The 25037-nt window shown below is 68.7% G+C and carries 23 protein-coding genes; 16 read left to right on the top strand and 7 right to left on the bottom strand.

Translation table 11 applies throughout. The annotated features are described in order from the left end of the window. Positions 1–7 precede the first annotated feature (7 nt). From def to ACXJKJ_RS06980, 11 genes are all read left to right on the top strand, one after another. Positions 8–544, top strand: coding sequence for a peptide deformylase (def, locus tag ACXJKJ_RS07030; RefSeq protein ID WP_056205224.1), 537 nt, complete (start codon positions 8–10; stop codon positions 542–544). Next, positions 544–1476, top strand: a complete 933-nt coding sequence (gene fmt / locus ACXJKJ_RS07025; RefSeq protein ID WP_457389592.1) for a methionyl-tRNA formyltransferase — start codon at positions 544–546, stop codon at positions 1474–1476. Before def ends, fmt begins: the two co-directional genes overlap by 1 nt. A 55-nt stretch (positions 1477–1531) precedes the next feature. Then, positions 1532–2377, top strand: coding sequence for a zinc metalloprotease HtpX (gene htpX / locus ACXJKJ_RS07020; RefSeq protein WP_457389591.1), 846 nt, complete (start codon positions 1532–1534; stop codon positions 2375–2377). A gap of 47 nt (positions 2378–2424) precedes the next feature. Next, positions 2425–2799: a hypothetical protein gene (locus tag ACXJKJ_RS07015; RefSeq protein ID WP_056205217.1), complete on the top strand. Its 375-nt coding sequence runs from the start codon at positions 2425–2427 to the stop codon at positions 2797–2799. A 115-nt stretch (positions 2800–2914) separates the two neighbouring features. Further along, a complete protein-coding gene (locus ACXJKJ_RS07010; protein ID WP_162247880.1) occupies positions 2915–3673 on the top strand; it encodes a head GIN domain-containing protein in 759 nt (252 codons plus the stop codon). A 291-nt stretch (positions 3674–3964) separates the two neighbouring features. Beyond that, a complete protein-coding gene (locus tag ACXJKJ_RS07005; protein ID WP_457389590.1) occupies positions 3965–4681 on the top strand; it encodes an AzlC family ABC transporter permease in 717 nt (238 codons plus the stop codon). Further along, complete coding sequence (locus ACXJKJ_RS07000) at positions 4678–5007, top strand: AzlD domain-containing protein (RefSeq protein ID WP_056205211.1); 330 nt, start codon at positions 4678–4680, stop codon at positions 5005–5007. The genes ACXJKJ_RS07005 and ACXJKJ_RS07000 overlap by 4 nt, the downstream gene beginning before the upstream one ends. Positions 5008–5218: 211 nt before the next feature. Then, positions 5219–6412: a phosphoglycerate kinase gene (locus ACXJKJ_RS06995; RefSeq protein WP_457389589.1), complete on the top strand. Its 1194-nt coding sequence runs from the start codon at positions 5219–5221 to the stop codon at positions 6410–6412. Continuing rightward, on the top strand, positions 6412–8148 hold the full coding sequence (locus tag ACXJKJ_RS06990) for a M48 family metalloprotease (RefSeq protein ID WP_457389588.1): 1737 nt from the start codon (positions 6412–6414) through the stop codon (positions 8146–8148). The genes ACXJKJ_RS06995 and ACXJKJ_RS06990 overlap by 1 nt, the downstream gene beginning before the upstream one ends. Before the next feature lie 70 nt (positions 8149–8218). Next, complete coding sequence (locus ACXJKJ_RS06985) at positions 8219–9478, top strand: GGDEF domain-containing protein (protein ID WP_457389587.1); 1260 nt, start codon at positions 8219–8221, stop codon at positions 9476–9478. Between the two features lie 76 nt (positions 9479–9554). Continuing rightward, positions 9555–11891, top strand: a complete 2337-nt coding sequence (locus ACXJKJ_RS06980; protein ID WP_457389586.1) for an NADP-dependent malic enzyme — start codon at positions 9555–9557, stop codon at positions 11889–11891. Here the strand turns inward: ACXJKJ_RS06980 and ACXJKJ_RS06975 are convergent. Next, positions 11824–12765, bottom strand: coding sequence for a DMT family transporter (locus ACXJKJ_RS06975; protein ID WP_457389585.1), 942 nt, complete (start codon positions 12763–12765; stop codon positions 11824–11826). The two genes, ACXJKJ_RS06980 and ACXJKJ_RS06975, sit on opposite strands and share 68 nt — an antisense overlap. A 20-nt stretch (positions 12766–12785) precedes the next feature. On the opposite strand from ACXJKJ_RS06975, the gene ACXJKJ_RS06970 reads away from it, so the two are divergent. From ACXJKJ_RS06970 to pyk, 3 genes are all read left to right on the top strand, one after another. Next, the gene (locus ACXJKJ_RS06970; protein ID WP_056205199.1) at positions 12786–13379 is read left to right on the top strand and encodes a helix-turn-helix domain-containing protein; all 594 of its coding nucleotides are present in this window, start codon (positions 12786–12788) and stop codon (positions 13377–13379) included. Positions 13380–13395: 16 nt separating this feature from the next. Then, entirely contained in the window at positions 13396–13869 is a 474-nt protein-coding gene (locus ACXJKJ_RS06965; protein ID WP_457389584.1) for a GNAT family N-acetyltransferase, read from the top strand. A 67-nt stretch (positions 13870–13936) separates the two neighbouring features. Continuing rightward, the gene (gene pyk, locus ACXJKJ_RS06960) at positions 13937–15367 is read left to right on the top strand and encodes a pyruvate kinase (RefSeq protein ID WP_056205191.1); all 1431 of its coding nucleotides are present in this window, start codon (positions 13937–13939) and stop codon (positions 15365–15367) included. Between the two features lie 4 nt (positions 15368–15371). Here the strand turns inward: pyk and ACXJKJ_RS06955 are convergent, their stop codons facing one another. Then, on the bottom strand, positions 15372–15806 hold the full coding sequence (locus ACXJKJ_RS06955) for a Cd(II)/Pb(II)-responsive transcriptional regulator (protein WP_457389583.1): 435 nt from the start codon (positions 15804–15806) through the stop codon (positions 15372–15374). Between the two features lie 78 nt (positions 15807–15884). Here ACXJKJ_RS06955 and ACXJKJ_RS06950 point away from each other — a divergent pair, with 78 nt between their 5' ends. Beyond that, on the top strand, positions 15885–16517 hold the full coding sequence (locus tag ACXJKJ_RS06950; protein WP_457320696.1) for a cation transporter: 633 nt from the start codon (positions 15885–15887) through the stop codon (positions 16515–16517). Here the strand turns inward: ACXJKJ_RS06950 and ACXJKJ_RS06945 are convergent. From ACXJKJ_RS06945 to ACXJKJ_RS06935, 3 genes are all read right to left on the bottom strand, one after another. After that, positions 16489–17736, bottom strand: a complete 1248-nt coding sequence (locus ACXJKJ_RS06945; protein WP_056205184.1) for an NRAMP family divalent metal transporter — start codon at positions 17734–17736, stop codon at positions 16489–16491. The two genes, ACXJKJ_RS06950 and ACXJKJ_RS06945, sit on opposite strands and share 29 nt — an antisense overlap. A gap of 7 nt (positions 17737–17743) precedes the next feature. Further along, positions 17744–18817: an MBL fold metallo-hydrolase gene (locus tag ACXJKJ_RS06940; protein WP_457389582.1), complete on the bottom strand. Its 1074-nt coding sequence runs from the start codon at positions 18815–18817 to the stop codon at positions 17744–17746. 76 nt (positions 18818–18893) lie between these two features. Then, the gene (locus ACXJKJ_RS06935; protein WP_457389581.1) at positions 18894–19367 is read right to left on the bottom strand and encodes a group I truncated hemoglobin; all 474 of its coding nucleotides are present in this window, start codon (positions 19365–19367) and stop codon (positions 18894–18896) included. A gap of 198 nt (positions 19368–19565) precedes the next feature. Between ACXJKJ_RS06935 and ACXJKJ_RS06930 the strand changes: the two genes are divergently transcribed. After that, the gene (locus tag ACXJKJ_RS06930; protein WP_457389580.1) at positions 19566–20270 is read left to right on the top strand and encodes a substrate-binding periplasmic protein; all 705 of its coding nucleotides are present in this window, start codon (positions 19566–19568) and stop codon (positions 20268–20270) included. A gap of 3 nt (positions 20271–20273) precedes the next feature. Here the strand turns inward: ACXJKJ_RS06930 and cphA are convergent, their stop codons facing one another. Continuing rightward, positions 20274–22847 (bottom strand): cyanophycin synthetase, encoded by a 2574-nt coding sequence (cphA, locus tag ACXJKJ_RS06925; protein WP_457389579.1) that lies wholly within the window; start codon positions 22845–22847, stop codon positions 20274–20276. Positions 22848–22861: 14 nt separating this feature from the next. After that, positions 22862–25036 carry a cyanophycin synthetase gene (locus tag ACXJKJ_RS06920; RefSeq protein ID WP_457320687.1) on the bottom strand — a complete coding sequence of 725 codons (2175 nt, stop codon included), beginning with the start codon at positions 25034–25036 and terminating at the stop codon, positions 22862–22864. Position 25037: the final 1 nt, after the last annotated feature.

The following is a 25037-nucleotide window of genomic DNA, read 5'->3' as shown; positions in this document are numbered from 1 at the left end:
AGGCGCCATGGCCCAACTGCACATCCTTCGCTACCCCGACCCGCGTCTGCACACCGTTGCCAAACCGGTGGCCGCCGTGGACGAGCGCATCCGCCAGCTCGTCGATGACATGCTGGAAACCATGTACGCCGCCGATGGTGTCGGCCTGGCCGCGACGCAAGTCGATGTGCATGAGCGCGTCATCGTCATCGACACGTCGCAGGATCGCGACACCCCGCGCGTGCTGATCAATCCCGAGCTGGTTCGTCTCAGCGAGCGCATGGTCGAGGGCGAGGAAGGCTGCCTGTCGGTGCCGCAGATCTACGACAAGGTGCCGCGCCACGCCGAGGTCACCGTGCGCGCCACCAACCGCGACGGCGAGGTCTACGAGTTCGAGGCCGATGGCCTGCTGGCCGTGTGCGTGCAGCACGAGATGGATCACCTGCTGGGCAAGGTCTTCGTCGAATACCTGAGCCCGCTCAAGCGCGACCGCATCAAGACCAAGATGGTCAAGAAGACGCGCGAGGAAGAGCTCGAGGCCAAAAAGCGCAACCAAAGGTTGTGATGCGCGTCGTCTTTGCTGGCACGCCAGAATTCGCTGCCGTTGCGCTGGACGCGTTGCTGGCTGCCGGTTTTGCCGTGCCGCTGGTGCTGACCCAGCCCGATCGCCCGGCCGGGCGTGGCATGAAGCTGCAGGCTTCGGCGGTCAAGCAACGCGCCGTTGCGGCCGGCATCCCGGTCGCCCAGCCGCAGGGCCTGAAACTGGACGGCAAATATGCCGCTGACGCGGCTGCGGCGCGCGAGGCGTTGCGGGCGGCAGATGCCGACGTGATGGTCGTCGCCGCCTATGGCCTCATCCTGCCGCAGTGGGTGCTGGACACCCCGCGCCGCGGCTGCCTGAACATCCACGCCTCGCTGTTGCCGCGCTGGCGCGGTGCCGCGCCCATCCACCGTGCCATCGAGGCTGGCGACGCCGAGACCGGCATCACCATCATGCAAATGGATGCGGGCCTGGATACCGGCGACATGCTGCTGATCGGCCGCGAGACCATCCGCGCCGACGACACGACCGCGGCCCTGCATGACCGGTTGGCCGAACTGGGCGGTCGCCTGATTGTCGAGGCTCTGCAGGCGCCCAGCCTGGCGCCGACGCCCCAGCCCGACGAGGGCGTCACCTACGCGCACAAGATCGAGAAGGCCGAGAGCGCCATCGACTGGACGCTGCCCGCTGTCGTGATCGAGCGCCGGCTGCGCGCCTTCGATCCCTTCCCCGGCGGCCAGGCGACACTGGCCGGCGAGGCGCTCAAGGTTTGGCGGGCCGAGGTCGTTGAAGGCCGGGGTAAGCCGGGTGAAGTCATCGCCGCCGGGCCGGAGGTTGCTTGTGGTGAAGGCGCTTTGAAACTGACCGAACTGCAACGCGCCGGGGGCAAGCGCGGGCCGGCTTCGACCTTCCTCCAGGCCCGGCCGATTGCCGTCGGCGAACGCTTCGACGCTTGAAACCCCGGGTGCGTGGCACCATCTCCCACGTATTCCTGACTTCCGGGCCGGTGACATGTTCAATCTGGTGAAAACCGCTGTCCTGATGGCCGCCATCACGGCGCTGTTCATGGCCGTCGGGTCCTGGATCGGCGGCCAGGCCGGCATGCTGATCGCGTTGCTGGTGGCCGTTGGCATGAATTTTTTCGCCTACTGGTTTTCGGCCGACATGGTCCTGCGCATGTACAACGCCCGGCAGGTCGACGAGAGCACGGCGCCACAGTTCTATCGGATGGTTCAGGAACTGGCGCAACGGGCCGGTCTGCCCATGCCCAAGGTCTATTTGATCGACGAGGAAGCACCGAACGCCTTCGCGACCGGCCGCAACCCGGAGCATGCCGCCGTCGCGGCAACGACGGGCATCCTGCGCGTACTGTCCGAGCGCGAGTTGCGTGGTGTCATGGCCCATGAACTGGCCCATGTGGCGCACCGGGACATCCTCATCAGCACCGTCAGCGCGACGATGGCCGGCGCGATCTCGATGCTGGCCAACTTCGCCGGGCTGTTCGGCGGCCGCGACGAGAACGGCCGGCAGACCAATGTCATCGCCAGCATTGCGATCGCGTTGCTTGCACCACTGGCCGCCACGGTGATCCAGATGGTCATCAGCCGCGCCCGCGAGTTCGAGGCCGACCGCGGCGGCGCGGAACTCTCCGGCGACCCGGCCGCGCTGGCCTCGGCCCTGGACAAGATCCACCGCTACGCTCAGGGCATTCCGATGGCACCCGCCGAGGCTCACCCGGAGACGGCGCAGATGATGATCATGAACCCGCTGTCCGGTGGTGGCCTGCGAGGGCTGTTCTCCACCCACCCGTCGACCGAGGAACGCGTCACGCGCCTGCTCGCGATGGCCAGGCGCTGACTCGCCGTGACCTCAAGTTGCAGCCGCGCCGGCCGATAGCTGAGCCCATGAAGCGCCTTCTTCTTGCCCTGCCCCTGCTCGCAGCCCTGTCGGCCTGCGAGCAGCTTGGCATCGACGACCCCGCCAAAGTGGCCGCTGCCAAGGAAGCCGAGGGCAAGGCCATCGGCAGCGCCTGCCGGCATGCGATGCGTGCCATCGAGGACTGCTACGTCCTCAACCCCAAGGCCCAGAAGGCCGCCGTCTACACCGGCTGGCGCGAGATGGACGAGTACATGCGTGAGAACAAGCTCGAGGGCGTCGCGCCCGTCGTGCCGCGCCCGGGCTCGGTCAAGCCGTCGGCCGACGAGCCAGAGGCCAAGCCGGTCGAGAAAGCCGCTGAAAAGGCGTCTGAAAAGGGCGGCGACAAGGCCAAGGGCCACTGATCCGGCACCGCCAGACGCATTTCGCCCCTTCCATCCTGCGCACTGTCGCGTTGGTCAGGTCCGTCCCGGCGCCGCTTGGCACCATGGGAACCATCAAAACCCGATGGAGCCCGACATGAACACCTCCCGCCGTCTCTTTGCCCTCGGTCTCGTGGCCGCCGCCATGTTCAGCGGCTCCGCCCAGGCCTGGAGCTGGACCATCAACAGCGAGCGCGTCAACGGCAATGGCGACATCGCTACCGAGGCCCGCGACACGGGCGCCTTCGACGGTGTCGCGCTGACCGGCGGCTTCAACGTCGTCATCCGCCAGGGTTCGGGCAACAAGGTCGAGGTCAAGGCCGACCGCAACCTGCTGCCCCTGATCGAAACCCGCGTCGTCGACGGCAGCAAGGGCCGCACGCTGGAGATCTCGCCCAAAAAGGGCGTCAATGTGCACAGCTCGACCAACCCCAGCCTGACCATCGAGATGCCGGCCCTGCGCTCGATCGCTGTGGCCGGCTCCGGCACCGTCAAAGTCGAGGCCATGAAGACGGCCGGCGTCGACGCCTCCATCGCCGGCTCCGGCGACATCCGCTTCGCGGGCCTGGACGCCGAACGCCTGGGGATGAAGGTCAGCGGCAGTGGTGACATCGTCGCGGCCGGCCGCTGTGCCAGCGCCCAGGTGACCATCGCCGGCAGCGGCGACGTGAAGGCGGCCGACCTGGTGGCGGAAGACGTCAAGGTCAGCATCGCCGGTAGCGGCGACGCCCAGGTCAACGCGACCAAGCGCCTGAACGTGTCCATCGCCGGCTCGGGTGACGTGAAGTACGCGGGCTCGCCGGAGATTTCGTCCTCCGTCGCCGGCAGCGGCAAAGTCCGTCGCATCGGGCAGTGATTTGAGGGCCTGTTCGCCCGACAGCGATGGGTCGCGAAGGCCCGCCGCCAGGGGCCAATCAAGGCGCAGTGCGCCGCCCGCACTCGTGTGCGGGCAAGGGATGCAACGCCGAGTGGCCCCTGGCGGCGGACCTTCCCTTCGGGTTGTGGCCAGAAAGACTGCGCGCGGCGTTGCAAATCCTCGCCGGGCAACCGGCCCGGCTGCGGTTTGCGCCTTGCTCGCAGCCTTTCTTGCCACAACGCGACCCATTGCTGTCGGGTGAACAGGCCCTATGCCGCCGACAATGGCGGCATGAGTCTGACTTCCAGGTTGCGCGCGCTCGCGGCCGACCCTGATTTCCGCCACGGCGCGCGCGACATGGCCTCGCCCTCCCTGGGCCTGGCCGCCTGGGGCCTGGTGACCGGTGTGACCATGGTCAAGAGTGGGCTCAGCATCCCGCTCGCCATGGGCATGTCGCTGCTGGTGTTCGCCGGCAGCGCGCAACTGACGGCCCTGCCGCTGATCGCCTCCGGCGCGCCGCTTTGGGTGCTGCTGGCCACGGCCTTCTGCGTCAACCTGCGCTTCGTCATCTTCAGCGCGCAATGGCGCAACTACTGGGCCCAGCTGCCCAGGGTGCGCCGGCTGCTGAGCGGCTATTTCGCGGCCGACCTGAACTTCGTCTACTTCGTCAAGCGCTATCCGGACCCCGTGCCGGTACCCGGCCAGCAACGCTATTTCTGGGGCGGCGTGGCCGTCAACTGGCCGACCTGGCAGGCCTGCTCCTTCGCCGGCATCCTGCTGGCCGACCGCATCCCGCCGCACTGGGGTATTGGCTTCGCCGGCGTATTGGCGTTGCTGGGGCTGTCCTACTCGTTGCTGACCGAGAAGGTGCTGTGGTGGGTGGCTGTGACGGCCGGCGCTGTGTCGATTGCGACCTATGCATTGCCGCTCAAGCTCAACATCCTGTGCGCCATCTTTGCGGCGGGCGCCGTAGGCTGGTGGCTGGACACGCGGAAGGGCAAGGCATGAGCGACGCGATGACCTGGGTGGCGCTGTTCGGCCTGGCCGGCATTTCCGTGTTGACGCGCAGTTTCTTCATGATCGGCGAGAAGCCCCTGCCCATTCCGGACTGGCTGCGCGAGCTGCTCAAGGTCGCGCCGCTGGCGGCCCTGGTCGCGGTCGTCGCGCCCGAGATCTTCATGACGCAGGGCCAGCTCATCACGACCTGGCAGGACGCGCGCTGGCCCGCGGCAGTGGCGGCGACGGCCTACTACTTCTGGCGCAAGGGCATCCTGGGCACCATCCTCGTCGGCATGGCGGTCATGCTGCCTTTGAAGCTCGGCCTCGGCTGGTAACTGTTGGCCCCTCGCCCAGTCTTACCTGCTGAACGCGGGCAAGCCTGGTCGGTCCCCCGTGGGGACGGCGATGCTCGCGGCATTGAGCCGCAAGCACATCGCCTGCGGGCCGGCTTGGGGCGGCCCAGCGCCGGTCCGCGGTTACAACGCCGTACGGTGGAGAGCAGAGGCGAGAATCGAGGCAGTTCTTCTCATCAACTGCCCGCCCACCATGAACGTCATCCGCTTCTCCGACCTGATCGCCGCCGGCAAGGTGGCCGGCCAGCGCGTCTTCATCCGCGCCGACCTCAACGTGCCGCAGGACGACGCCGGCAAGATCACCGAGGACACCCGCATCCGCGCATCGTTGCCGGCCATCAGGATGGCGCTGGACGCTGGCGCCGCCGTCATGGTCACCTCCCACCTGGGCCGCCCGACCGAAGGCGAGTTCAAGCCTGAAGATTCGCTGGCCCCCGTGGCCGAACGCATGGCCGAGCTGCTGGGCCGCCCGGTGCCGCTGCAGCGCGACTGGGTCGACGCCGTCTCCGTCGCGCCGGGCCAACTGGTGCTGCTGGAGAACTGCCGCGTCAACAAGGGCGAAAAGAAGTGCAGCGAGGAGCTGTCCAGGAAACTGGCTGCCCTGTGCGACATCTTCGTGCACGACGCCTTCGGCACGGCCCACCGCGCCGAGGCCACGACCTACGGCATCGCCAAGTACGCCAAGATCGCTTGCGCCGGCCCGCTGCTGGCCGCCGAGATCGACGCCATCACCAAGGCCTTGGCCAACCCGCGCCGCCCGCTCGTCGCCATCGTTGCCGGCTCCAAGGTGTCGACCAAGCTGACCATCCTGCAAGCCCTGGCGAGCAAGGTCGACGGCCTCATCGTCGGTGGCGGCATCGCCAACACCTTCATGCTGGCCGCAGGCCTGAAGATCGGCAAGTCGCTGGCAGAGCCGGATCTGATTGACCAGGCCAAGGCTGTCATCGAAGCAATGGCTGCGCGTGGCGCCGACGTGCCCATCCCTGAGGACGTCGTGACGGCCAAGACCTTCTCCGCCGGCGCCACGGCGGCGGTCAAGGCGGCCACCGACGTGGAAGACGACGACCTCATCCTGGACATCGGCCCCAAGACGGCCGCCAAGCTGGCCGAGAAGCTCAAGGCCGCCGGCACCATCGTCTGGAACGGCCCGGTCGGCGTGTTCGAATTCCCGGCCTTCGCCCATGGCACCGAGGCCATCGCCCGCGCGATTGCCGAGAGCGTTGCCTTCAGCATCGCTGGCGGCGGCGACACGCTGGCCGCGATTGCCAAGTACGGCATCGAGAAGGACGTGGGCTACATCTCCACAGGCGGTGGCGCCTTCCTGGAAGTGCTGGAAGGCAAGACCCTGCCGGCCTTCGAGATCCTCAGCAAGCGCGCCGCCGGTTGATGGCGCGCGGCGGCGCACCCGCTCCTGCGCTGCTGGCCGCCGTCGCCTTGGGCGCGGCGGCACTGAACCAGTTGTTCTGGCTGATGCCCCTGGCGTTGATGCTGGGGCTGCCGGCGCTCTGGTGGGGCAATGCCTTCATCGCTGGCCTGGCTGTCGTGGCTTTCCTGGTGCTGGCCTGGGTGTTACAGCCGCGCCAGCCCTCGCCGCCGCACGAGTTGCGGCCGGATGAGGCGCCCCAGCTGTTTGAGCGGGTGAATGCGCTGGCCGATGCGCTGCAGGCGCCGCGCGTGCATGCAATCGCCTTGGACGATGAGCTCAATGCCGGGGCGCTGGAGCTGAATCGCGGTGTCTCGCTGCGCCCGGTGAGGCGGGTGCTCGTGTTGGGGCGGCCCTTGCTCGCTGCGCTTGATGTGCCCGCCGCCGAGGCCGTCATCGCCCACGAGCTCGGGCATTTCTCGCGCCGCCATGGCCGCCTGGGCCATTGGCTGTATCGCACCCGCCAATCCTGGGAAGCTTTGAGCCAGTTGGAGGATGGCGACGCCCCTGTCGCGGCCAGCTCGCCCTGGGAGCGTGCGGCGGCCGGTTTCGCGAACCGTTTCCTGCCCTGGTTCGACCGCCTCAGCTTTGCCCACATGCGTCGCTGCGAGTTCGAGGCCGATGCGCTGGCCGCCCAGGTTGCCGGGCCGGTTGAACTGGCGCGTGCGCTGGTACAGCTGCAGCGACTGCAGGCGCCGCGTGCCTTGATCGGCGACACGGTGCGGCGGCGCTGGATGCGTGAGCACGCAGAGCCGCCCGTCGATTTGTTGGCGCGTGAGGTGGCTGCCTGGCGCGAAGCGGCTCAAGGTGTCGACGCGGTGCAGGACACCTCCGGCTCCGGCACCCACCCGCCTCTGGCTCAGCGTCTCGCCGCGCTGGGCGTCGTGGCCCCGGACGGATCTTGGCCGTCGGTGGTTGCCGCCGATTGGTTGCCCGAGGCCGTTGCGCAGGGGACGCCGGCCGACGTTGCGGCAGCCCTGCTGCGCTGGCACATGGGCCATCGGCTGTTGCGCGAGCTGGTGCCAGGGCCGGAGGCAACGCCAGCGCGTCGCCTGCAGCTGGCGCTGACGCTGGGCGAGCCCACACAGGCGCTCGCCCAGGTGCTCGGAGATTCGCCGCTGGAGCTGCTGCTGCGCGCGCGTGTCGAGATCCAGGCGCAGCGTCGCGATTCGGCGCGGCAGTTGCTGGAAGCCTGCCGCGCGCACAAGACCGCCGAACGCGACGTGGCCACGGCCTGGCTGGTGGCCGACGAGCTAGGAGCGAATGCCGAGGAGCGGCATCGCCATGGGGGCTGGCTGCGCCTGGTACGCGCGCGCCGGGAAGCTGCGCTGGAACAACTCGCCGCCGACCGTGAGCAGGGCAAGGTCGACCTCGCGCCATTGCCAGCCACCGATGGCGCAGCACTGGGTGGCGCTCTGCAGAAGCATCCCGCGGTGCGGGAGGCCTGGCTGTTTGGCCAGACCGCGGCTGCCCAGGGCGTGTCCTACCAGGCCGCGGTGCTGCTGTTGCGCGTGGATGCCGCGGCTACGCTTGAGCTGGGGCTCGACGAGGATTCGTTGGCCGAACTCGCCCACGAGCTGTTGGCCTGGGTATCGCCGCCGGGGCAACTGCGTCTGGTATTGACCCGCTACACGACGGAAGGCTTGATGCCGAAATTGGGCGCCGCCCTGGCCGCGAAACCCGCCACGCGCCTGTTCTGAGCCGGGCCGATTTCACGCGCCGGGTCTGTCAGCCTCGCCGGTCGAGGGCTCGCGTCTCCACAATTGCCGCATGGTCCTGCGCTGGCTTCTCGCCCTGCTCGTCGTCGCGACGCTGCTGGGCCTTTATGCCAATGAGCATTGGATGACGAGGCGCCTGGCGCTGGACGGCCGCGCGCCGCGCCAGAGCCTGCAGGCAGTCGACGACCGCGGCAGTGGCGGGCGCAGCCAGGCCGACCTGGTCAAGAGCCAGGACGGTGGCCCCGTCGAGATGCGGTGTGAGATCCGGCAGGGTTTCGAATGGCCGTTCTGCGAGCTGCAGATCGAACTGCTCAAGCACGACCTGGATCTGAGCGACTTCAGCCACATCCGCCTCTGGCTGCATGTCGAAGGCCCGACGCTGGACCACAGCGCGCCGCAGGTGCGCGTCTTCCTGCGCAATTTCGATCCCGCCTATTCCGCCAAGGGCGGCGCCCTCAACCTCAAGCCCCACGAGGTCGTCTTCGCGCCCGGCGCCCAACCGGTGCCGGTGGAGTTGCGGCTGTCGCAGTTCATGGTCAGTTCCTGGTGGGCGCAAAGCCACCCCTTGCCCGTGCCGCTGATGGGCCCACAGCTGGATCGCATCCGCGTCTTCAGCCTGAGCACCGGCGGCCAGGCGGCGCCGGGCGTGCATCTCATCCGGCTGGAGCGCGCCGAGCTGATCGGCAACTGGGTGGCGCCCGAGACCTTCCGCCTTGGTCTCGTGGGCCTGTGGATGTTCAGCCTGCTGGGCTATCTGGCCTGGGAGAGCTGGACGGTTCATGGGCGCTTGCGGCGCTCGATGAAGCGCTCGCGGGCGCTGGAGAAAATGGCCTTGCGCGACCCGCTGACGCGTGTGGCCAATCGCGATGGCCTGACCCGTGCGATGGAGTTGCTGCTGCAGGTGCAGGGCGACATGAGCTTCCCGCTGTCGGTCGTGTTTGTCGACGTCGATCACTTCAAGCGCGTCAATGACGGTCATGGCCATGAGGTGGGCGACCAGGTGCTGGTGCTGCTGGCCCGCACGCTGCGCGCCAACCTGCCGCGTGATGATCTGCTGGCGCGCTGGGGCGGCGAGGAGTTCGTCATCGTCATGCCGCAGACGCCGGCCGAGGAGGCCGTGGCCGTGGCCGAGCGGCTGCGCCAGGTGCTCGCGCGCGTTGAGTGGCCAGCCGAGTTGAAGGTCACTGCGAGTTGGGGCGTGGCACAGGCTGTGGTGGCGGCGGATGTGGAGGCTGCTTTGCGCGAGGCCGACCAAGCCATGTACCGTGCCAAGCATGAGGGGCGAGATCGGGTGATATCGGCTTCGGCATAGATCGCCAAAAAACCAGCATCGGCGGGGGCTGAAACGCGGCGTAACCTTGAGGGTTCCTCCCTGCAGAGTCACCCTCATGGAAAAGAACAACGCTCCCTTGTCACCCGCCGAAGCCGCACTGCGCGACGCCGCCCTCGACTACCACCGCAGCCCGACGCGCGGCAAGATTTCCGTCACGCCCACCAAGGCCCTGAGCAACCAGCGCGACCTGTCGCTGGCCTACTCGCCGGGGGTGGCCTATCCCTGCCTGGACATCGAGCGGGACCCGTCGCTGGCGGCCGACTTCACGTCTCGCGGCAACCTGGTGGGCGTCATCACCAACGGCACCGCCGTGCTGGGTCTGGGCGACATCGGCCCGCTGGCCGCCAAGCCCGTGATGGAAGGCAAGGGCTGCTTGTTCAAGAAGTTCGCCGGCATCGACGTGTTCGACATCGAGCTGGCAGAGCGTGACCCGGACAAGCTCATCGACATCATCGCGGCGATGGAGCCGACGCTGGGCGGCATCAACCTCGAGGACATCAAGGCGCCCGAGTGCTTCTACATCGAGCGCGAGCTGTCCAAGCGCATGAACATCCCGGTCTTCCACGATGACCAGCACGGCACCGCCATCATCTCGTCGGCCGCACTGCTCAACGGCCTGGAGCTGGTGGGCAAGGACATCGCCAAGGTCAAGGTGGCAGTGTCCGGCGCGGGGGCCGCGGCCATCGCCTGCCTGGACGTGATGGTGGGCCTGGGTGTGAGGCGCGACAACGTCTTTGTCTGCGACTCGCGCGGCGTCATCCAGTCGGAGCGTGAGGACGCGAAGGCCGGCAAGCTGGATGAATCCAAGCAGCGCTATTGCCAGATCACGGCGGCGCGTACGCTGGCCGACGTGGTCGATGGCGCCGACGTCTTCCTCGGCTGCTCGGCCGCCGGCGTGCTGACGGCGGACATGGTCAAGACCATGGGCACCCAGCCCATCATCCTGGCGCTGGCCAACCCCGAGCCCGAGATCCGCCCCGAGCTGGCCAAGGCCGTGCGGCCGGACTGCATCATGGCCACCGGCCGCAGCGACTACCCCAATCAGGTCAACAACGTCCTGTGCTTCCCCTATATCTTCCGCGGCGCGCTGGATTGCGGCGCCACCAAGATCACCGAGGGCATGAAGCTGGCCTGCGTGCGCGAGATCGCGGCGCTGGCCAAGGCGGAGACGTCGGATGAAGTGGCCGCGGCCTACGCCGGCCAGGAGCTGGCCTTCGGCCCGGAATATCTGATCCCCAAGCCCTTCGACGCGCGGCTGATCCTGCGCATCGCGCCAGCGGTTGCGGCGGCGGCGGCGGCCGACGGTGTCGCGACGCGACCGGTGACGGACCTCGTCGCCTACCGCCAGTCGCTGGAACGCTTTGTCTACCAGACCGGCATGTTCATGCGCCCCGTGTTTGCCACCGCCAAGGCCGAGTGCGCCCGCGTCATCTACGCCGAGGGAGAGGACGAGCGCGTGCTGCGCGCCGTGCAGGTGGCGCTTGACGAGGGCCTGTGCAAGCCGACGCTGATCGGCCGACCGGCGGTGCTCAAGGCGCGCATCGAGCGGGCTGGCTTGCGGCTGAAGCTGGGTGAAGACGTCGCCGTCATCGACCCCGAGGACGACCCGCGCTTTCGCCAGTACTGGGAGGCCTACTACGCCCGCATGAAGCGCAACGGCTTCACGCCGGAGATGGCCAAGTCGGCCGTGCGGCGCTCCAACACGGCCATCGGCGCGCTGGCCATCGAGCTGGGCGACGCCGACGCGATGATCTGCGGCATGGTCGGCCGCTTCGACCGCCACCTGGAGCAGGTGCGCGACCTCGTCGGCCTGCGTGAAGGCGCGCGCCAGTTCGCGGCGATGAACGCGCTGATCCTGGAGCAGATGACGCTCTTCATCACCGACACCTTCGTCAACGACGACCCGACCGCCGAAGAGTTGGCCGACATCGCCGCGATGGCTGCCGATGAGGTGAGGCGCTTTGGCCTCCCGCCCAAGCTGGCCTTTGTCAGCCACTCGATGTTCGGCTCATCCACCCGCCCATCGGCGCTGAAGATGCGCCGCGCTTACGAACTGTTTGCCGCTGCTCACCCCGAAGTCGAGTGCGACGGCGAGATGCATGGCGACGCTGCGCTGTCCGAGAGCGTGCGCCAGGCTTTCCTGCCCGACAGCAAGCTCAAGGGCGCCGCCAACCTGCTGGTCCTGCCGACGCTGGACGCGGCCAATATCCTCTTCAACGTGCTGAAGATCAGCGCCAGTCACGGCGTGACGGTCGGTCCCATCCTGCTGGGCGCCGCAGCACCCGTGCACATCCTGACGCCGTCCGCCACCGTGCGCCGCATCGTCAACATGACGGCTCTGGCGGTTGCGGACGTGCGGGAAGCCCGCGAGGCCCGTTCAGCGCAGGGCTGAACTGGGCGAGGGCCACGCCGGCGAGGATGACGCCGGCGCCGAGCAGCTTGGCCGCGCTGAACTGCTCGCCGCCCCACAGCCAGGCGATCAGGCCAGCCACCAGCGGCATCAGGTAGATCAGCGGCGCGGTGCGGGCCACGCCGCGTTTTTCGTTGGCCCAGCCCCAGGCCAGCCAGCCCAGGAAGCCGCCGCCGACGACCTGCCAGGCCAGGCCCGGCCACACCCACGTGGGCTGCGTTGCCCAGTCCATGGACATCAGCGCTGGCGAGCACCACAGCAGCATCGGCAGCGTGCACACGAGGCTGCCATAACCCAGCACCGTCACACCGCCGTGGTGCTGGATCAGCGGCTTGCTCGCCACCGTGTAGTAGCTGAAGAGGGCGGCGGCTGCCAGCAGCGTCAGGTCGCCCAGGCCGGCCTGCCAGTCGGCGGCGAGCAGCTTGTCCGATGTGAAAACCAATGCGCCGGTGGCCGCCATCGCCACGCCGACGACCTGGCCCGCGGAGAGTTTCTCCACGCCGGTTGCGCGCAGGATCAGCAGTGTGAACACCGGCCCGCAGGCCAGCAGCACGCTGGCGCTGAAGGCGGTGGAGCCCTGCATGCCGTAGGCCGACAGCAACAGGTGCAGGCCTTGGCCGATCAGCGTCAATCGCACCAGCGGCCAGACTTCGCCGCGGTCCAGTCGCGGCCAGCGCATGCCGAAACGCCAGCACAGCAGGGCCACGGCACAGAAGGGCATCAGCAGGTAGCGCAGCCCCAGGAAACCCGTCGGGCCGACCTGGTTGAACAAGGCCTTGGACAGTGGGAAATTGACGCCCCAGGTCAGCACGACGGCCATAGCGGCGATCAATGGAGCGAGCTGGCGGTCCTTCATATCGGCTAGCATATTCTCATATGAGAGAAGAATTCTCTGAATTGAGCGAAGAGGGGCAGTTCGAGCGTCAACTGGCCGAGCGGCTGGCTGCGCTGCGCACGGCCGCCGGCTGGTCGCTGGACGAGTTGGCTTTGAAAAGCGGCGTCAGCCGCGCAACGCTGAGCCGGCTGGAGCGCGCCGAGACCAGCCCGACGGCGACGCTGCTGTCGCGCCTGGCCCGCGCTTACGGCCTGCCGTTGAGCCGCCTGCTCGCCGAAGCCGAGGCCTTGCCCGTGCGCCTGCTGCGCGCCGCCGACCAGCCACGCTGGCACGACGTGCAGAGCGGCTTCGAGCGACTGATGCGCTGTCCGCCCCTGGCCGGCTTCGCGACCGAGGTCATCGAGGGCCGTCTCGCGCCCGGCGCCGAGCTGGCCTACGACGAGCCCACCGTCGCGCGCCTGGAACACCACCTGTGCCTGCTGGAAGGCCGGCTGCGGCTGACTCTGCAGGGGCAGGTCTTCGAGCTGGGCGCTGGCGACTCGATCAGCTTTCGCTGCCTTGGGCGCAGCGTTTTCACCAACCCCGGGGCCGAATCAGCGCGCTATCTGCTCGCGATGACGGTGCCTTCCCTGTAACTGGTATCCAACCACCATGAATTCCGAACTGCCCGCCCGCCTTGCGCCGCTGGACCCCGGTCACCCCGATGCGCGGCGTCTGATCGCGCTGTCCGAGGCCTATATGGGCGCGCTCTATCCCAGCGAGAGCAACCACTTCGAGCCCGCCGATGGCCTGCGCCCACCGCAGGGCAGCTTCTACGGGCTGTGGCGTGGCGAGCAGCTCGTCGGCTGCGGCGGCGTCAAGCACTTCGACGCGGACGGCTATGGAGAGATCAAGCGTCTTTTCGTGCTGGATAGCGAGCGTGGCCGTGGCGTCGCCCGGCAGCTGATGGCGCAGTTAGAGGCCGAGCTGACCGAACGCGGCCTGCGGATCGCGCGGCTGGAGACCGGTATCCACCAGCCCGAGGCCCTGGCGTTGTACCGGCGTCTGGGCTACTCGGAGCGCGGGCCCTTCGGCGGCTACACGCCTGATCCATTGAGCTCCTTCTTCGAGAAGGTGTTGGGTTGAAACACGACGAAACTCGCGCGAGGCTTGGCGGACCATAATTCCGCGCCTTCCAAGAATCGAGACAGCCATGACCCGCGCCACCAAGATCGTCGCCACCCTCGGCCCTGCTTCCAACACGCCGGAGATCCTGGAGAAGATGATCCGCGCCGGCGTCGACGTCGTGCGGCTGAACTTCTCCCACGGCAAGGCGCAGGACCACATCGACCGCGCGACCATGGTCCGGGAAGCCGCGCAACGTGTCGGCAAGTCGGTGGCCATCATGGCCGACCTGCAGGGCCCCAAGATCCGCGTCGGCAAGTTCGAGGGCGGCAAGATCGAGCTGATCCCCGGCGCGCCCTTCATCCTGGACGCCGACCGCACCGAGCTGGGCAACCAGGACATCGCCAGCCTCGACTACAAGGAACTGCCGCGTGACGTGAAGCCCGGCGACACGTTGCTGCTCAACGACGGCCTGCTGGTGCTGACCGTCGAGTCCGTGCGCGGCGCGCAGGTCCACACCATCGTCAAGCTCGGCGGCGAGCTGTCCAACAACAAGGGCATCAACAAGCAGGGCGGCGGCCTGACGGCGCCGGCACTGACAGCCAAGGACATGGACGACATCAAGACCGCGATGTCCTTCCAGTGCGAATACCTGGCCGTCAGCTTCCCCAAGAACGCCACCGACATGGAAATGGCGCGCCAGCTCGCCAACGTGGCCGGCGAGGCTTATCGCCACAAGCCGGCCATGATCGCCAAGATCGAGCGCTACGAAGCCATCCCTCACCTCGAGGCCATCCTGAAGGCCAGCGACGGCATCATGGTCGCGCGTGGTGACCTGGCCGTGGAAGTGGGCAACGCAGCCGTGCCGGCGCTGCAAAAGCGCATGATCAAGATGGCCCGCGAACTGGACAAGGTGTCCATCACGGCCACGCAGATGATGGAATCCATGATCGTCAACCCGGTGCCCACGCGCGCCGAGGTCAGCGACGTGGCCAACGCCGTGCTGGACGGCACCGATGCCGTCATGCTGTCCGCCGAGACGGCTGCCGGCAAATACCCCATCGAGACCGTCGAGCAGATGGCCAACATTGCGCTGGAAGCCGAGCGTGCCGAGTTTGTCAGTCTCGACACCGACTTCGCTGGCCGCCAGTTCGGCCGCATCGACCAGTCCATCGCCATGGGCGCGCTGTTCACCGCCTACCACCTGGGCTGCAAGGCCATCCTGGCCCTGACCGAATCCGGCTCGACGGCACTGTGGATGAGCCGCCACCGCATCCAGGTGCCCATCTTCGGCTTGACGACCCAACCGGTCAGCCAGCGCAAGATGGCGCTCTACCGCAATGTGCTGCCGCTGTTGATGCCCAAGTTCGAGGACCGCGACGTGGCCCTGGCCGCCGCGGAAAAGATCCTCGTCGAGCGCGGTGTGCTGATGCCCGGCGACACCTATGCCATCACCTGCGGCGAGCCGATGGGCTACCCCGGCGGCACCAACATGCTGAAGGTCTGCCGGGTCGGCTGATGCCCTAGTGGCTGTGGCCGACGTGGCTCTTGGGCGGTAGCTCGGCGCCCGGCCCGGCCAGCCCTTCGAGGATGGCGCAGGCCGGCTCGTTGCCCTGGCAGCGGGCGCGCAACGCGCGCAATTCCTTCTCCAGTTCCTGCAGCGCCGTGATGCGCGCGCTGACGTGGTCGATGTGCGCGTCCAGCAGCGCATGCACACCTGCTCCGTTGGCGCCACCGTGCCCGTCGCCCTGCAGCGCCAGCAGCGCCCGCACCTCAGCCAGGTTCATGTCCAGCGAGCGGCAGCGGCGGATGAAGTGCAGGCGCTCGACATCAGGCGGGCCATAGACGCGGTATCCAGCATCCGTGCGCGGTGGCGGCGCCAGCAGGCCCTCGCGCTCATAGTGGCGGATGGTGTCGACCTTTGTTCCGGTCAGGCGGCTGAGTTCTCCGATACGCATGTGACGATTCTCGGCTTGACTCTGGTGTGGCTCCAGGGTTTGCAATAGCGGCAGTTTTCAGCCAAGGTCTTCTCCACCATGAGCCACGCCTGCCACCACCATCACGATGAACCCAGCCCCGGCAATTCGCCGGCCTACCGCCGCGTGCTGTGGGCGGCACTGCTGATCAATGCGGCCATGGCCGTCGTCGAGATCACGACCGGCTGGCGCGCCGGGTCGCTGTCGCTGTGGGCCGATGCGCTGGATTTCATCGGCGACGCAGCCAACTATGGCGCGTCGCTGGCCGTGCTGTCGGCCGGGCTGCTGTGGCGGGCGCGGCTGGCCTGGGTCAAGGGTTGGGCGATGGCGGTGTTCGGCGTTGGTGTGCTGGCCCGCGCGGCCTGGGCCGCCTGGGCGGGCGAGCCACCGCAGGCCGCGACCATGGGTATCGTCGGCACGCTGGCCCTGCTGGCCAATGTGGGTGTGGCCGTGATGCTCTATGCCTGGCGCGAAGGCGACGCCAACATGCGCGCGGTCTGGCTGTGCAGTCGCAACGACGCGCTGGGCAATGTGGCCGTCGTGGCCGCTGCCGGTGGCGTGGCGCTGACCGGCCAGGCCTGGCCCGACTTGCTGGTGGCCGTCATCATGGCCGGCCTCGCCTTGCATTCGTCGCGCGTGGTGCTGCGCCACGCGCGTGAAGAACTCAGACCAGCGCCAGTGCCAGTGCGGTAAGCGCCATCACGCCGGTGGCAGCCCAGCCCATGCGGCGCAGCCTGGGGCCGATGACATGCTCGCCCATGACGGATTCGCGCGTGGCCAGCACCATCATCGCGGCCATGATGGGCACAGCGCTGATGCCATTGAACACCGCCGACCAGAACAGCGCCTTGACCGGGTCCAGCGGCGCGAAGCACAGGGCCACGCCGCCCAGGGTCGCGACGGCGATGACGCTGTAGAAGCCGCGTCCCTCGCCGCGTTCGAGCTTGAGGCTCAGGCTGTCGCGCCAGCCGGCCACCTCGGCCACCGCGTAGGCCGCCGAGCCAGCCAGCACCGGCACGGCCAGCATGCCCGTGCCGATGATGCCCAGGCTGAACAGCAGCGCCGCATGCTCGCCCGCGATCGGCCGCAGCGCCTCGATGGCCTGGGCCGAAGTCTGGATGTCGTGCACGCCGGCGGCATGCAGCGTCACGGCCGTGGACAGCATGATGCAAAAGGCGATGAGGTTGGAAAAACCCATGCCGACATGCGTGTCCAGCTTGATGCGGCGCAGATGGCGCTTCACGTCGGCTGGCTTGCAGGGGCGGCCTGCGCAGTCCTCGACCTCCTGGCCCGCCTGCCAGAAAAACAGATAGGGGCTGATCGTCGTGCCGAACAGCGCCACCAGCATCAGCACCGTGTCACGGTTCCATTTCAGCTCCGGCCGTATCGTGTGCAGCAACACCTCGCCCCAGTCCAGGCCCAGCACGATGACGACGCCGACATAGGCCAGCAGTGCCAGCGTCAGCCACTTCAGCCAGCGCACATAGCTCTGGTAGGCGAGGAAGACCTGCATCAGCACGCTGACCACGCCGAAGGCGATCGCGTAGATCAGCGCCGGGCCGCCCACCAGCATGTGCAGCGCGCTGGACATGGCGGCGATGTCGGCGGCGATGTTCAGCGTGTTGGCTGCCAGCAGCAGGCCTACCAGCGCCAGCAGCACAGGGCGCGGGAACGTGCGCTTCATGTTGGCCGCAAGGCCGCGGCCGGATACATAGCCGATGCGGGCGCTGACGATCTGGATCGCGGCCATCAGCGGCAGGGTGAAGACGACGCTCCACAACATGCCGTAGCCGAACTGCGCGCCGGCCTGGGAGTAGGTGGCAATGCCGCTCGGGTCGTCGTCCGCCGCGCCGGTGATCAGCCCAGGGCCGAGCTCATGGAAAGGCCGACGAAGACGGGCAAGGAGAGTCATGGCGCGGCTAGCCTAGCCGCGAGGATGGGGGCAGCCTGTCGGCAAGTTCCTCGGGCGGCTGTCGGATTTGGCGAAGCGGCAGACGCCGTGTCTCGCCGATGGCCAGCGTGAAGACGGCCTGCTCAGCCAGCCCGAGCGCCGCGCGCTGCCGTTCGAGCTGGCGGGGCGGCTCGTCCAGCGCCTCGTCGGTCAGCTCGAAGGTGCCCCAGTGCACGCCCAGCGAGCGCTTGGCGCCGAGGTCGGCGTGGATCTTCAGCGCTTCCTCGACATTGACATGCTGGCTCTGCATGAACCAGCGCGGCTCGTAGGCGCCGATGGGGATCAGCGCGATGTCGAAGCTGCCGCCTTGATGAGGCTGCTGGCGCTCGGCGAAGCGCTCGCGGATGTCGGCGAAGTCGCGTGAATAGCCGGTGTCGCCGGCGAAGAAGAGCTGGCAGTCTGGTGCGAACACGGCGAAGCCGCCCCACAGCGTCTTCATGCGATCGTTCAGGCCACGCGCCGACCAGTGCTGGGCCGGGACGAGCACGATGTCCACGCCGGCGAGGCGCTCGGCCTGCCACCAGTCCAGTTCCACGACGCGCTCGATGCCGCGTGCCTGGAACCAGGCCCTGAGGCCCAGTGGCACGACGAAGAGCGGGCTGCCGCCGGGCTGGCGCGCGAGGCTTCGTACCGAAGCCAGGTCGAGGTGGTCGTAGTGGTTGTGCGAGACGAGCACGGCGTCGACGTGGGGCAACTCGGCCAGCGCCACGCCTGGCGGCTGCTCGCGCTTCGGCCCGGCAAAGGGCAGCGGCGAGGCGCGCCCGGAGAAGATCGGGTCGGTCAGCAGGTTCAGGCCGCCAAGCTGGGCCAGCACGGTGGCGTGGCCGATCCAGGTCACCGCCGGCTGCTGCCTAGCGCCGTGGTTGGCGCGGATGAAGCCGAGATCGGCCGGCTGCGTCGGGATGGGCTCGGCCGGGCGCGGCGGCAGGCCGCGACGGGAGGCGTTCCAGCGCCAGCGGATCACGTCCGCCAGCGACTTGGGCTCGAAGTCGCCGTGGTTGTTCTGGAAGCCGCCGTTGCGGTGGTGTGGGGGCAGGCTCATGCAGAGGCGCCAGGCCAGGCCCGGTTTCCTTGACCCCTTTGTGAGTCGGGCTGGGCGAATGCCGGTCCTGGCAGCTTCATTTCGTGATGATGTCGCGGTGGAAATGGGCCATGCGGGCCAGCAACTGGTTCTGCACGCCAAAGGGCACGTTGGCCCTGTCCATGGCGCGCTGCAGGTGCTCGACCAGGGTGTTGAAGTCGCCTTTGCCAATGCCCAGGTGGGCGTGCGCGTCCTTCATGCCCACGCCGTCGTAGACGCAGGGGCCGCCGGCAACGACGCAGAAGTAGTCTGCCAGCACGCGCTTGAGGTGCTTCATGTTGATGCCGTCGAAGAAGCGCGCGATGCGCGCGTCCTGCAGCAGGGCGTCGTAGAAATCGTTGGTGAAGCGCTGGATGGCGTCCTGGCCGCCGAGTTGCTGGTAGAGCAGGTCATCGTGAGGAATCGGTGCCACGCCGGGGCGGACCGTGCTGGCCTGCGTCTGGGCATGGGCCAACGGCACCGCCAGGGCCCAGGCCAGGGTGAGGGCGGCGAACGACAGGCGGGACTTCATCGGCGGGTGTGGCAGGTGACCGGCGAGTCTAGCGATGCGACCCTGGGCGTGGCGTGCCGGGTCGGCAGGTTTTCGTGCGCCGGTCACGGTCCGCTGGCCGGCTGGCCACCCTGCGCTCGCCCTGGATTGGCGGGCACGGCATGATGCAGTCCCATGGTCGGGACGCGGCGATATTGGGTGCGAAGGGGAGTGGGCGGCATGGCCGCGCTGCTGCTGAGCCCGCTTGCCGGTGCCGAACCTGCCCGGCCGCTGGTGATGCTGGTGGAGACCAGCGCGCTGATGCCGCATGCCCGCATCGAGGGCGACCGCGTCATCGAAGGCCTGAACCTGGACATCGGCCAGGCCCTGGCGCGGCGCCTGGGCCGCGATCTGGTGGCCCGCCCGACGCCGCGCAAGCGCCTGGCCGAAGCCCTGCAACGCGGCGAGGGCGACTTGTTGTGCGATTACCAGAGCGACTGGCTGCCCGGCGCCTTCGCGTGGAGCCGGCCCTTCCTGCCCGACCAGGCCCTGCTCGTCAGTGCCGCCTCGGTGCCGGCGCCGGCCTCGTTGACAGCGTTGACAGGGCAGCCCATCGGCACGGTGCGCGGCTATGTCTATCCGGAGATGGCCGACGCACTGCGATCAGGCTTCCTGCGCGACGACGCACCCGATGCGGTGGCCAATCTGCAGAAACTCGAACTCGGCCGCATCCGCCATGCGCTGACCGGCCGGCGCGTGCTGGAGTACCAGCAGCGTATCGGCCACTTCAAGCTGCCCCTGCATCCGCCGCTGGTCGTGTCGGAAGTGCTGGCCCAGTGCGCGTTGTCGCCGAGCAGCCCGGTGGGCCTGGCGGCGTTGAACACCGCCATCCAGGGCCTGGTCAGCGAAGGCGAACTGAATCGCCTGCTGGCCAGGTACCGCTGAGCCTCAGCCGGCGGCAATGCGCTGAGCCAGATGGGCCAGCGCCTCTTCCACCTGATCCACCAGCACCAGGCAGAGGTCGCCCGGCTGCAGGCGTTCCAGTGCGCGGTCGATGGCCGTGAACTCACCGACGATCTCCTCGACATGCCGGGTGCGTGACGCGCCTTCCAGCCCGGCACGCAGCAGGGCCACGACCTCGCCGGCCGCGCGGCCGCGCTGGCAGGCGTCTTCGTAGAGGATGACCTCGTCGAAGGCGCCGCCGAGGATCTCGGTCTGCACGCGGATGTCCTCGTCGCGGCGGTCACCAGCGCCGCTGATGACGACGCTGCGGGTCTTGGCCGGCAATGCCGCGACGGCACCGACCAGGGCCTTCATCGCGTCGCCGTTGTGGCCGTAGTCGGCGATGACGGTGGCGCCGCGGTAGTCCATGACGTTGAAGCGGCCCGGCGCGTTGTCGGCGTCATTGGCGAAGCTGGCTACGCCGCGGCGGATGGTGTCCCAGTCCAGGCCCACGGCCCAGGCCGCGGCCACCGAAGCCATCGCGTTCTCGACCTGGAAGCCGATGAGGCCGCCACGCGTGATGGGGATGTCGCGCAGCGGGATGCTCTCGCGCCAGACGCCCTGGGCCGCAATGAGCTGGTCGCCGTCCACATAGACGCAGCGCTTGCCCTGGGCGCGGTGGGTTGCCATCAGCGGGTGGTGGCGGTCGGCGGCGAAATAGATGACCTGGCCGGGGCAGACGGCGCTCATGCTGGCCGTCAGCGGGTCGGTGGCGTTCAGCACCGCGTAGCCGTTGGGCGCGACGTTCTGCACGATGACGCGCTTGACCAGCACCAGGTCCTCGGCCGTGTGCAGGAAGTTCATGCCGAGGTGGTCGCCCGCGCCGACGTTGGTCACCACGGCGACCTGGCAGCGGTCGAAGCCCAGGCCTTCACGCAGGATGCCGCCGCGGGCGGTCTCCAGCACAGCGGCCTCCACGTCGGGGTGCATCAGCACATTGCGGGCGCTTTTGGGGCCGGAGCAGTCGCCGCTGTCGATCTGGCGGCCATCGACATACACGCCGTCGGTGTTGGTCATGCCGACCTTGAGGCCGCAACTGGCGAACAAGTGCGCGATCAGCCGCGTGACGGTGGTCTTGCCATTCGTGCCGGTGACGGCGACGACGGGGATGCGGCCGTCCTCGGCCATGCCGCCCGACTTGTTGCCGGTGCCGAACAGATGGCCGACGATGCCCTCGCCGACATTGCGGCCCTTGCCATAGCTGGGGCTCAGGTGCATGCGCAGGCCCGGTGCCGCGTTGACCTCGACGATGCCGCCGCTGATCTCTTCGAGCGGCCGCAGCACGCTCTCGGCGACGACGTCGACGCCGCAGACGTGCAGGCCGACGACCTGGGCCGCGGCAATGGCGCGCGCAGCCACCTCCGGGTGGACGTCGTCCGTCACGTCGGTGGCGGTGCCGCCGGTGGACAGGTTGGCGTTGTTGCGCAGGATGACCCGCTGGCCCTTGTCGGGCACCGACTCGGGTGCCAGGCCCTGCTGGGTCAGGCGCGCGACGGCGATGTCGTCGAAGCGGATCTTGGTCAGCGACGTCGCGTGGCCGTCACCGCGGCGCGGGTCGGAATTGACCTTGTCGACCAACTGCTTGACCGTGTGCACGCCGTCGCCGATGACATGCGGCGGATCGCGTCGCGCGGCGGCGATCAGCTTGTCGCCGATGACGAGCAGCCGGTAGTCGGAGCCAGGCAGGAACTTCTCGACCATGACGGGGCCGATCTCGTCGGCCGCCTTGTAGGCAGCCTCAAGCCCCAGGCGTGTCGTCACGTTGACGGTCACGCCCTTGCCCTGGTTGCCGTCCTGCGGCTTGACGACGACGGGCAGGCCGATCTCCTGGGCCACGGCCCAGGCATCGTCCACCGAGTCGACCGGCCGGCCGATGGGCACCGGCACGCCGGCGGCCTGCAGCAGGCGCTTGCACAGGTCCTTGTCCTGGGCGATGGACTCGCTGACCGCGCTGGTGGCGTCGACCTCGGCGGCCCAGATGCGGCGCTGCTTGGCGCCCCAGCCGAACTGCACCAGGCTGCCTTGCGTGAGGCGGCGGTAGGGAATGCCGCGCGCCAGGGCCGCATTGACGATGGAACCGGTGGAGGGGCCGAGGCGGATGTCCTCGTCGAGCTCGCGCAATCGGGCCAGCGTCGCGTCGGCATCGAACTCGCCACCGTTCAGTGCAGCGAGCACGAGCTTGAGCGCCTGCTCGAAGGCCAGCCGGCCGACGTCTTCCTCGCTGTACTCGATGACGATCTGGTAGGTGCCGGCCTCGGGCGTGACATGGGTCTGGCTGAAGGTCACCGGGCAGCCGGCCTGGGCCTGCAGGGCCAGCGTGGCCTGCTCGAGCACCTGGGCCAGCGAGGCGTCTCTGCGCAGCTCGCCGACTGAGGGAAAGAGCTGGCGCAGCCGCGGCTCGAAGCCGGGCAGGCGCTCGAGCGAGCGCTCGGACTCGTTGCAATGCACGACGGCTTCGATGGCCGTGTGGCGGCTCCACATGTTCGGGCCGCGCAGCGCGCGGGTGCGGGAAACGTCCATGAGTCGTGTTCTTTTCAGGCGAGGTGCAGGTTGGGCACGAAGGTGTCGAGCCCGGCGGCGATCAGCTCGGGCGAGATGCCCAGGGCCCAGGCGGCGGCGACGGCGGCAAGCAGCGTCGAGGCATCGATGGCCTGGTCGCCAAAGCGGCGCAGCAGGGCCTCGATGTTGGCGCCCGGCGTCTCGGCCGGGCCATGGGCCAGTACGGCGGCGCCGCCGCGCAGGAAGACGGCGCGTCCACCGCGGTCGCGGTGGTGCTGCAGAGCCTCGAGGCTGCCGTCCTCCGCGTAGAAGACGACCTCGCCGTCGCTCAGCTCGGCCATGTCCACCAGGCGCGGGTGGGCGGCATTGAGCACGCTGGCGCCGTCGCTGAGCACGACGTCGATCTGGGTGCGCAGCACCTTGTAGAGCTGGTCGACGTCCTGCACGTCGAACTCCGCCAGCGCGGCGATGCCGTCCAGATCGGTAACGACGCCGACGGCGGCGCGGTCATAGGCCAGGCCATCGCGCAGGATGGAGGCAGCATCGTTCTCGATGACGACGGCGTTGACGCCGCGGTTCATCAGGAGGCGGTGGGCGGCGTCCCAGCGGGCGCTGTCGCGCTTCTCGACGCGACGCGTGCCCAGGAAGAGGCCGTCGCGGCAGGCCAGGCCGACATGGCGCCCGTTCAGGTGCAGCAGCCACGCGACCAGGCGCGTGATCTGGCGCCCGCCGCGCGAGCCAGCCACGCCGACGATGGGGATGCGGCCGGTCTCGTCCTCGGCGAACAGGTGGTCGATGATGGCCTGGCCGACGGGCTGCGGCGCGCCGCCCGCGGGCTTGAGGTGCATCAGCAGACCCGGGCCGGCGTTCACTTCGACGATGGCGCCGCCGGTCTCGGACAGCGGCTTGGAGATGTCCTCGGTGACGAGGTCGACGCCGGCGATGTCCAGGCCCACGGTGCGGGCGGCGAGCGACACGGCATGCGCCACCTCGGGGTGGACCTCGGGCGTGCAGTCGATGGACACGTTGCCATTGCGCTGGATCAGCACGGCCTTGCCGGCCGCGGGCACGGCCTCGGGCGACATACCCTGTCGTTGCAGGTCCAGCAGCAGGGCGGTGTCTTCGTGCACGCGGATGCGGTTGAGCGGGAAGTCCTCGCTCAGGCCGCGGCGCGGGTCGGTGTTGATCTGGCTTTCGACCAGTTGCTCCACGGTCTGGCGGCCGTCGCCGTGCACCCAGGCGGCCTCGCCGCGCGCGGCCGCCACCACCTGGCCGCCAACGACGAGCACGCGGTGCTCATTGCCGGGGATGTAGCGCTCCACGAGCACCGAGGAGCCGTGGCGGGCCGCCAGCGCGAAGGCGGCCTCGCAGTCGGCCTCGGTCGCGATGTCCAGGGAGACGCCGCGGCCATGGTTGCCGTCGCTGGGCTTGACGACAACGGGCAGGCCGGTGTCCTGTGCCACCGTCCAGGCCTCGGCGGCGGTCTTGACCTCCTGGCCTTCCGGCACGGGCACGCCCACCGCCTTCAGCAGCGTCTTGGTCAGGTCCTTGTCGCTGGCGATGCCTTCGGCAATGGCGCTGGTCATGTCGGTCTCGGCCGTCCAGATGCGGCGCTGGCGCGCGCCGTGGCCGAGCTGCACCAGGTTGCCGTCGTTCAGGCGGATGTGGGGGATGCGGCGGTCCGTGGCCGCGGCGACGATGGCCGCCGTGGAGGGGCCCAGGTAGCAGTCGTCCAGCTTGTCGCGCACGCGGGCCACCGCGGCGGGCGCGTCGAAGGGCTGGTCGTTGATGACGGCCATGATCAAGGCATGACCCTCGGCCAGGGCCGCGCGGGCGACCTGCTCGTCACGCGCCCGGAACACCATGCGGTAGACGCCGCGCTGGCTGGTGGAGCGGGTCTGGCCGAAGCCGGTCGGCATGCCGGCCAGGTTGAGCAGCTCGATGACGATGTGCTCCAGCACATGGCCGCACCAGGTGCCTTCGGTCAGCCGTTCCAGGAAACCGCCGCGCTCACCGACGCCGCAGTGGTGCTCGACGAGGTTGGGCAGGGCGGCCGTCAACCGCTCGTTGAAGCCCGGCAACACATGGCTGGGGTGGTCTTCCAGCTCGCCGAGGTCCAGCCAGACCTCCAGCACCGGCCGGTAGGTCCACATATTGGGCCCGCGCAGGTAGTTGATGCGCAGCAGGCGGATGTCGTTCTTCTGGCTCATG

This window comes from Roseateles sp. P5_E1, assembly GCF_054049335.1.
Note: the sequence above shows the minus strand (reverse complement) of the source record. Positions and strands in the feature narration are given on the sequence as shown.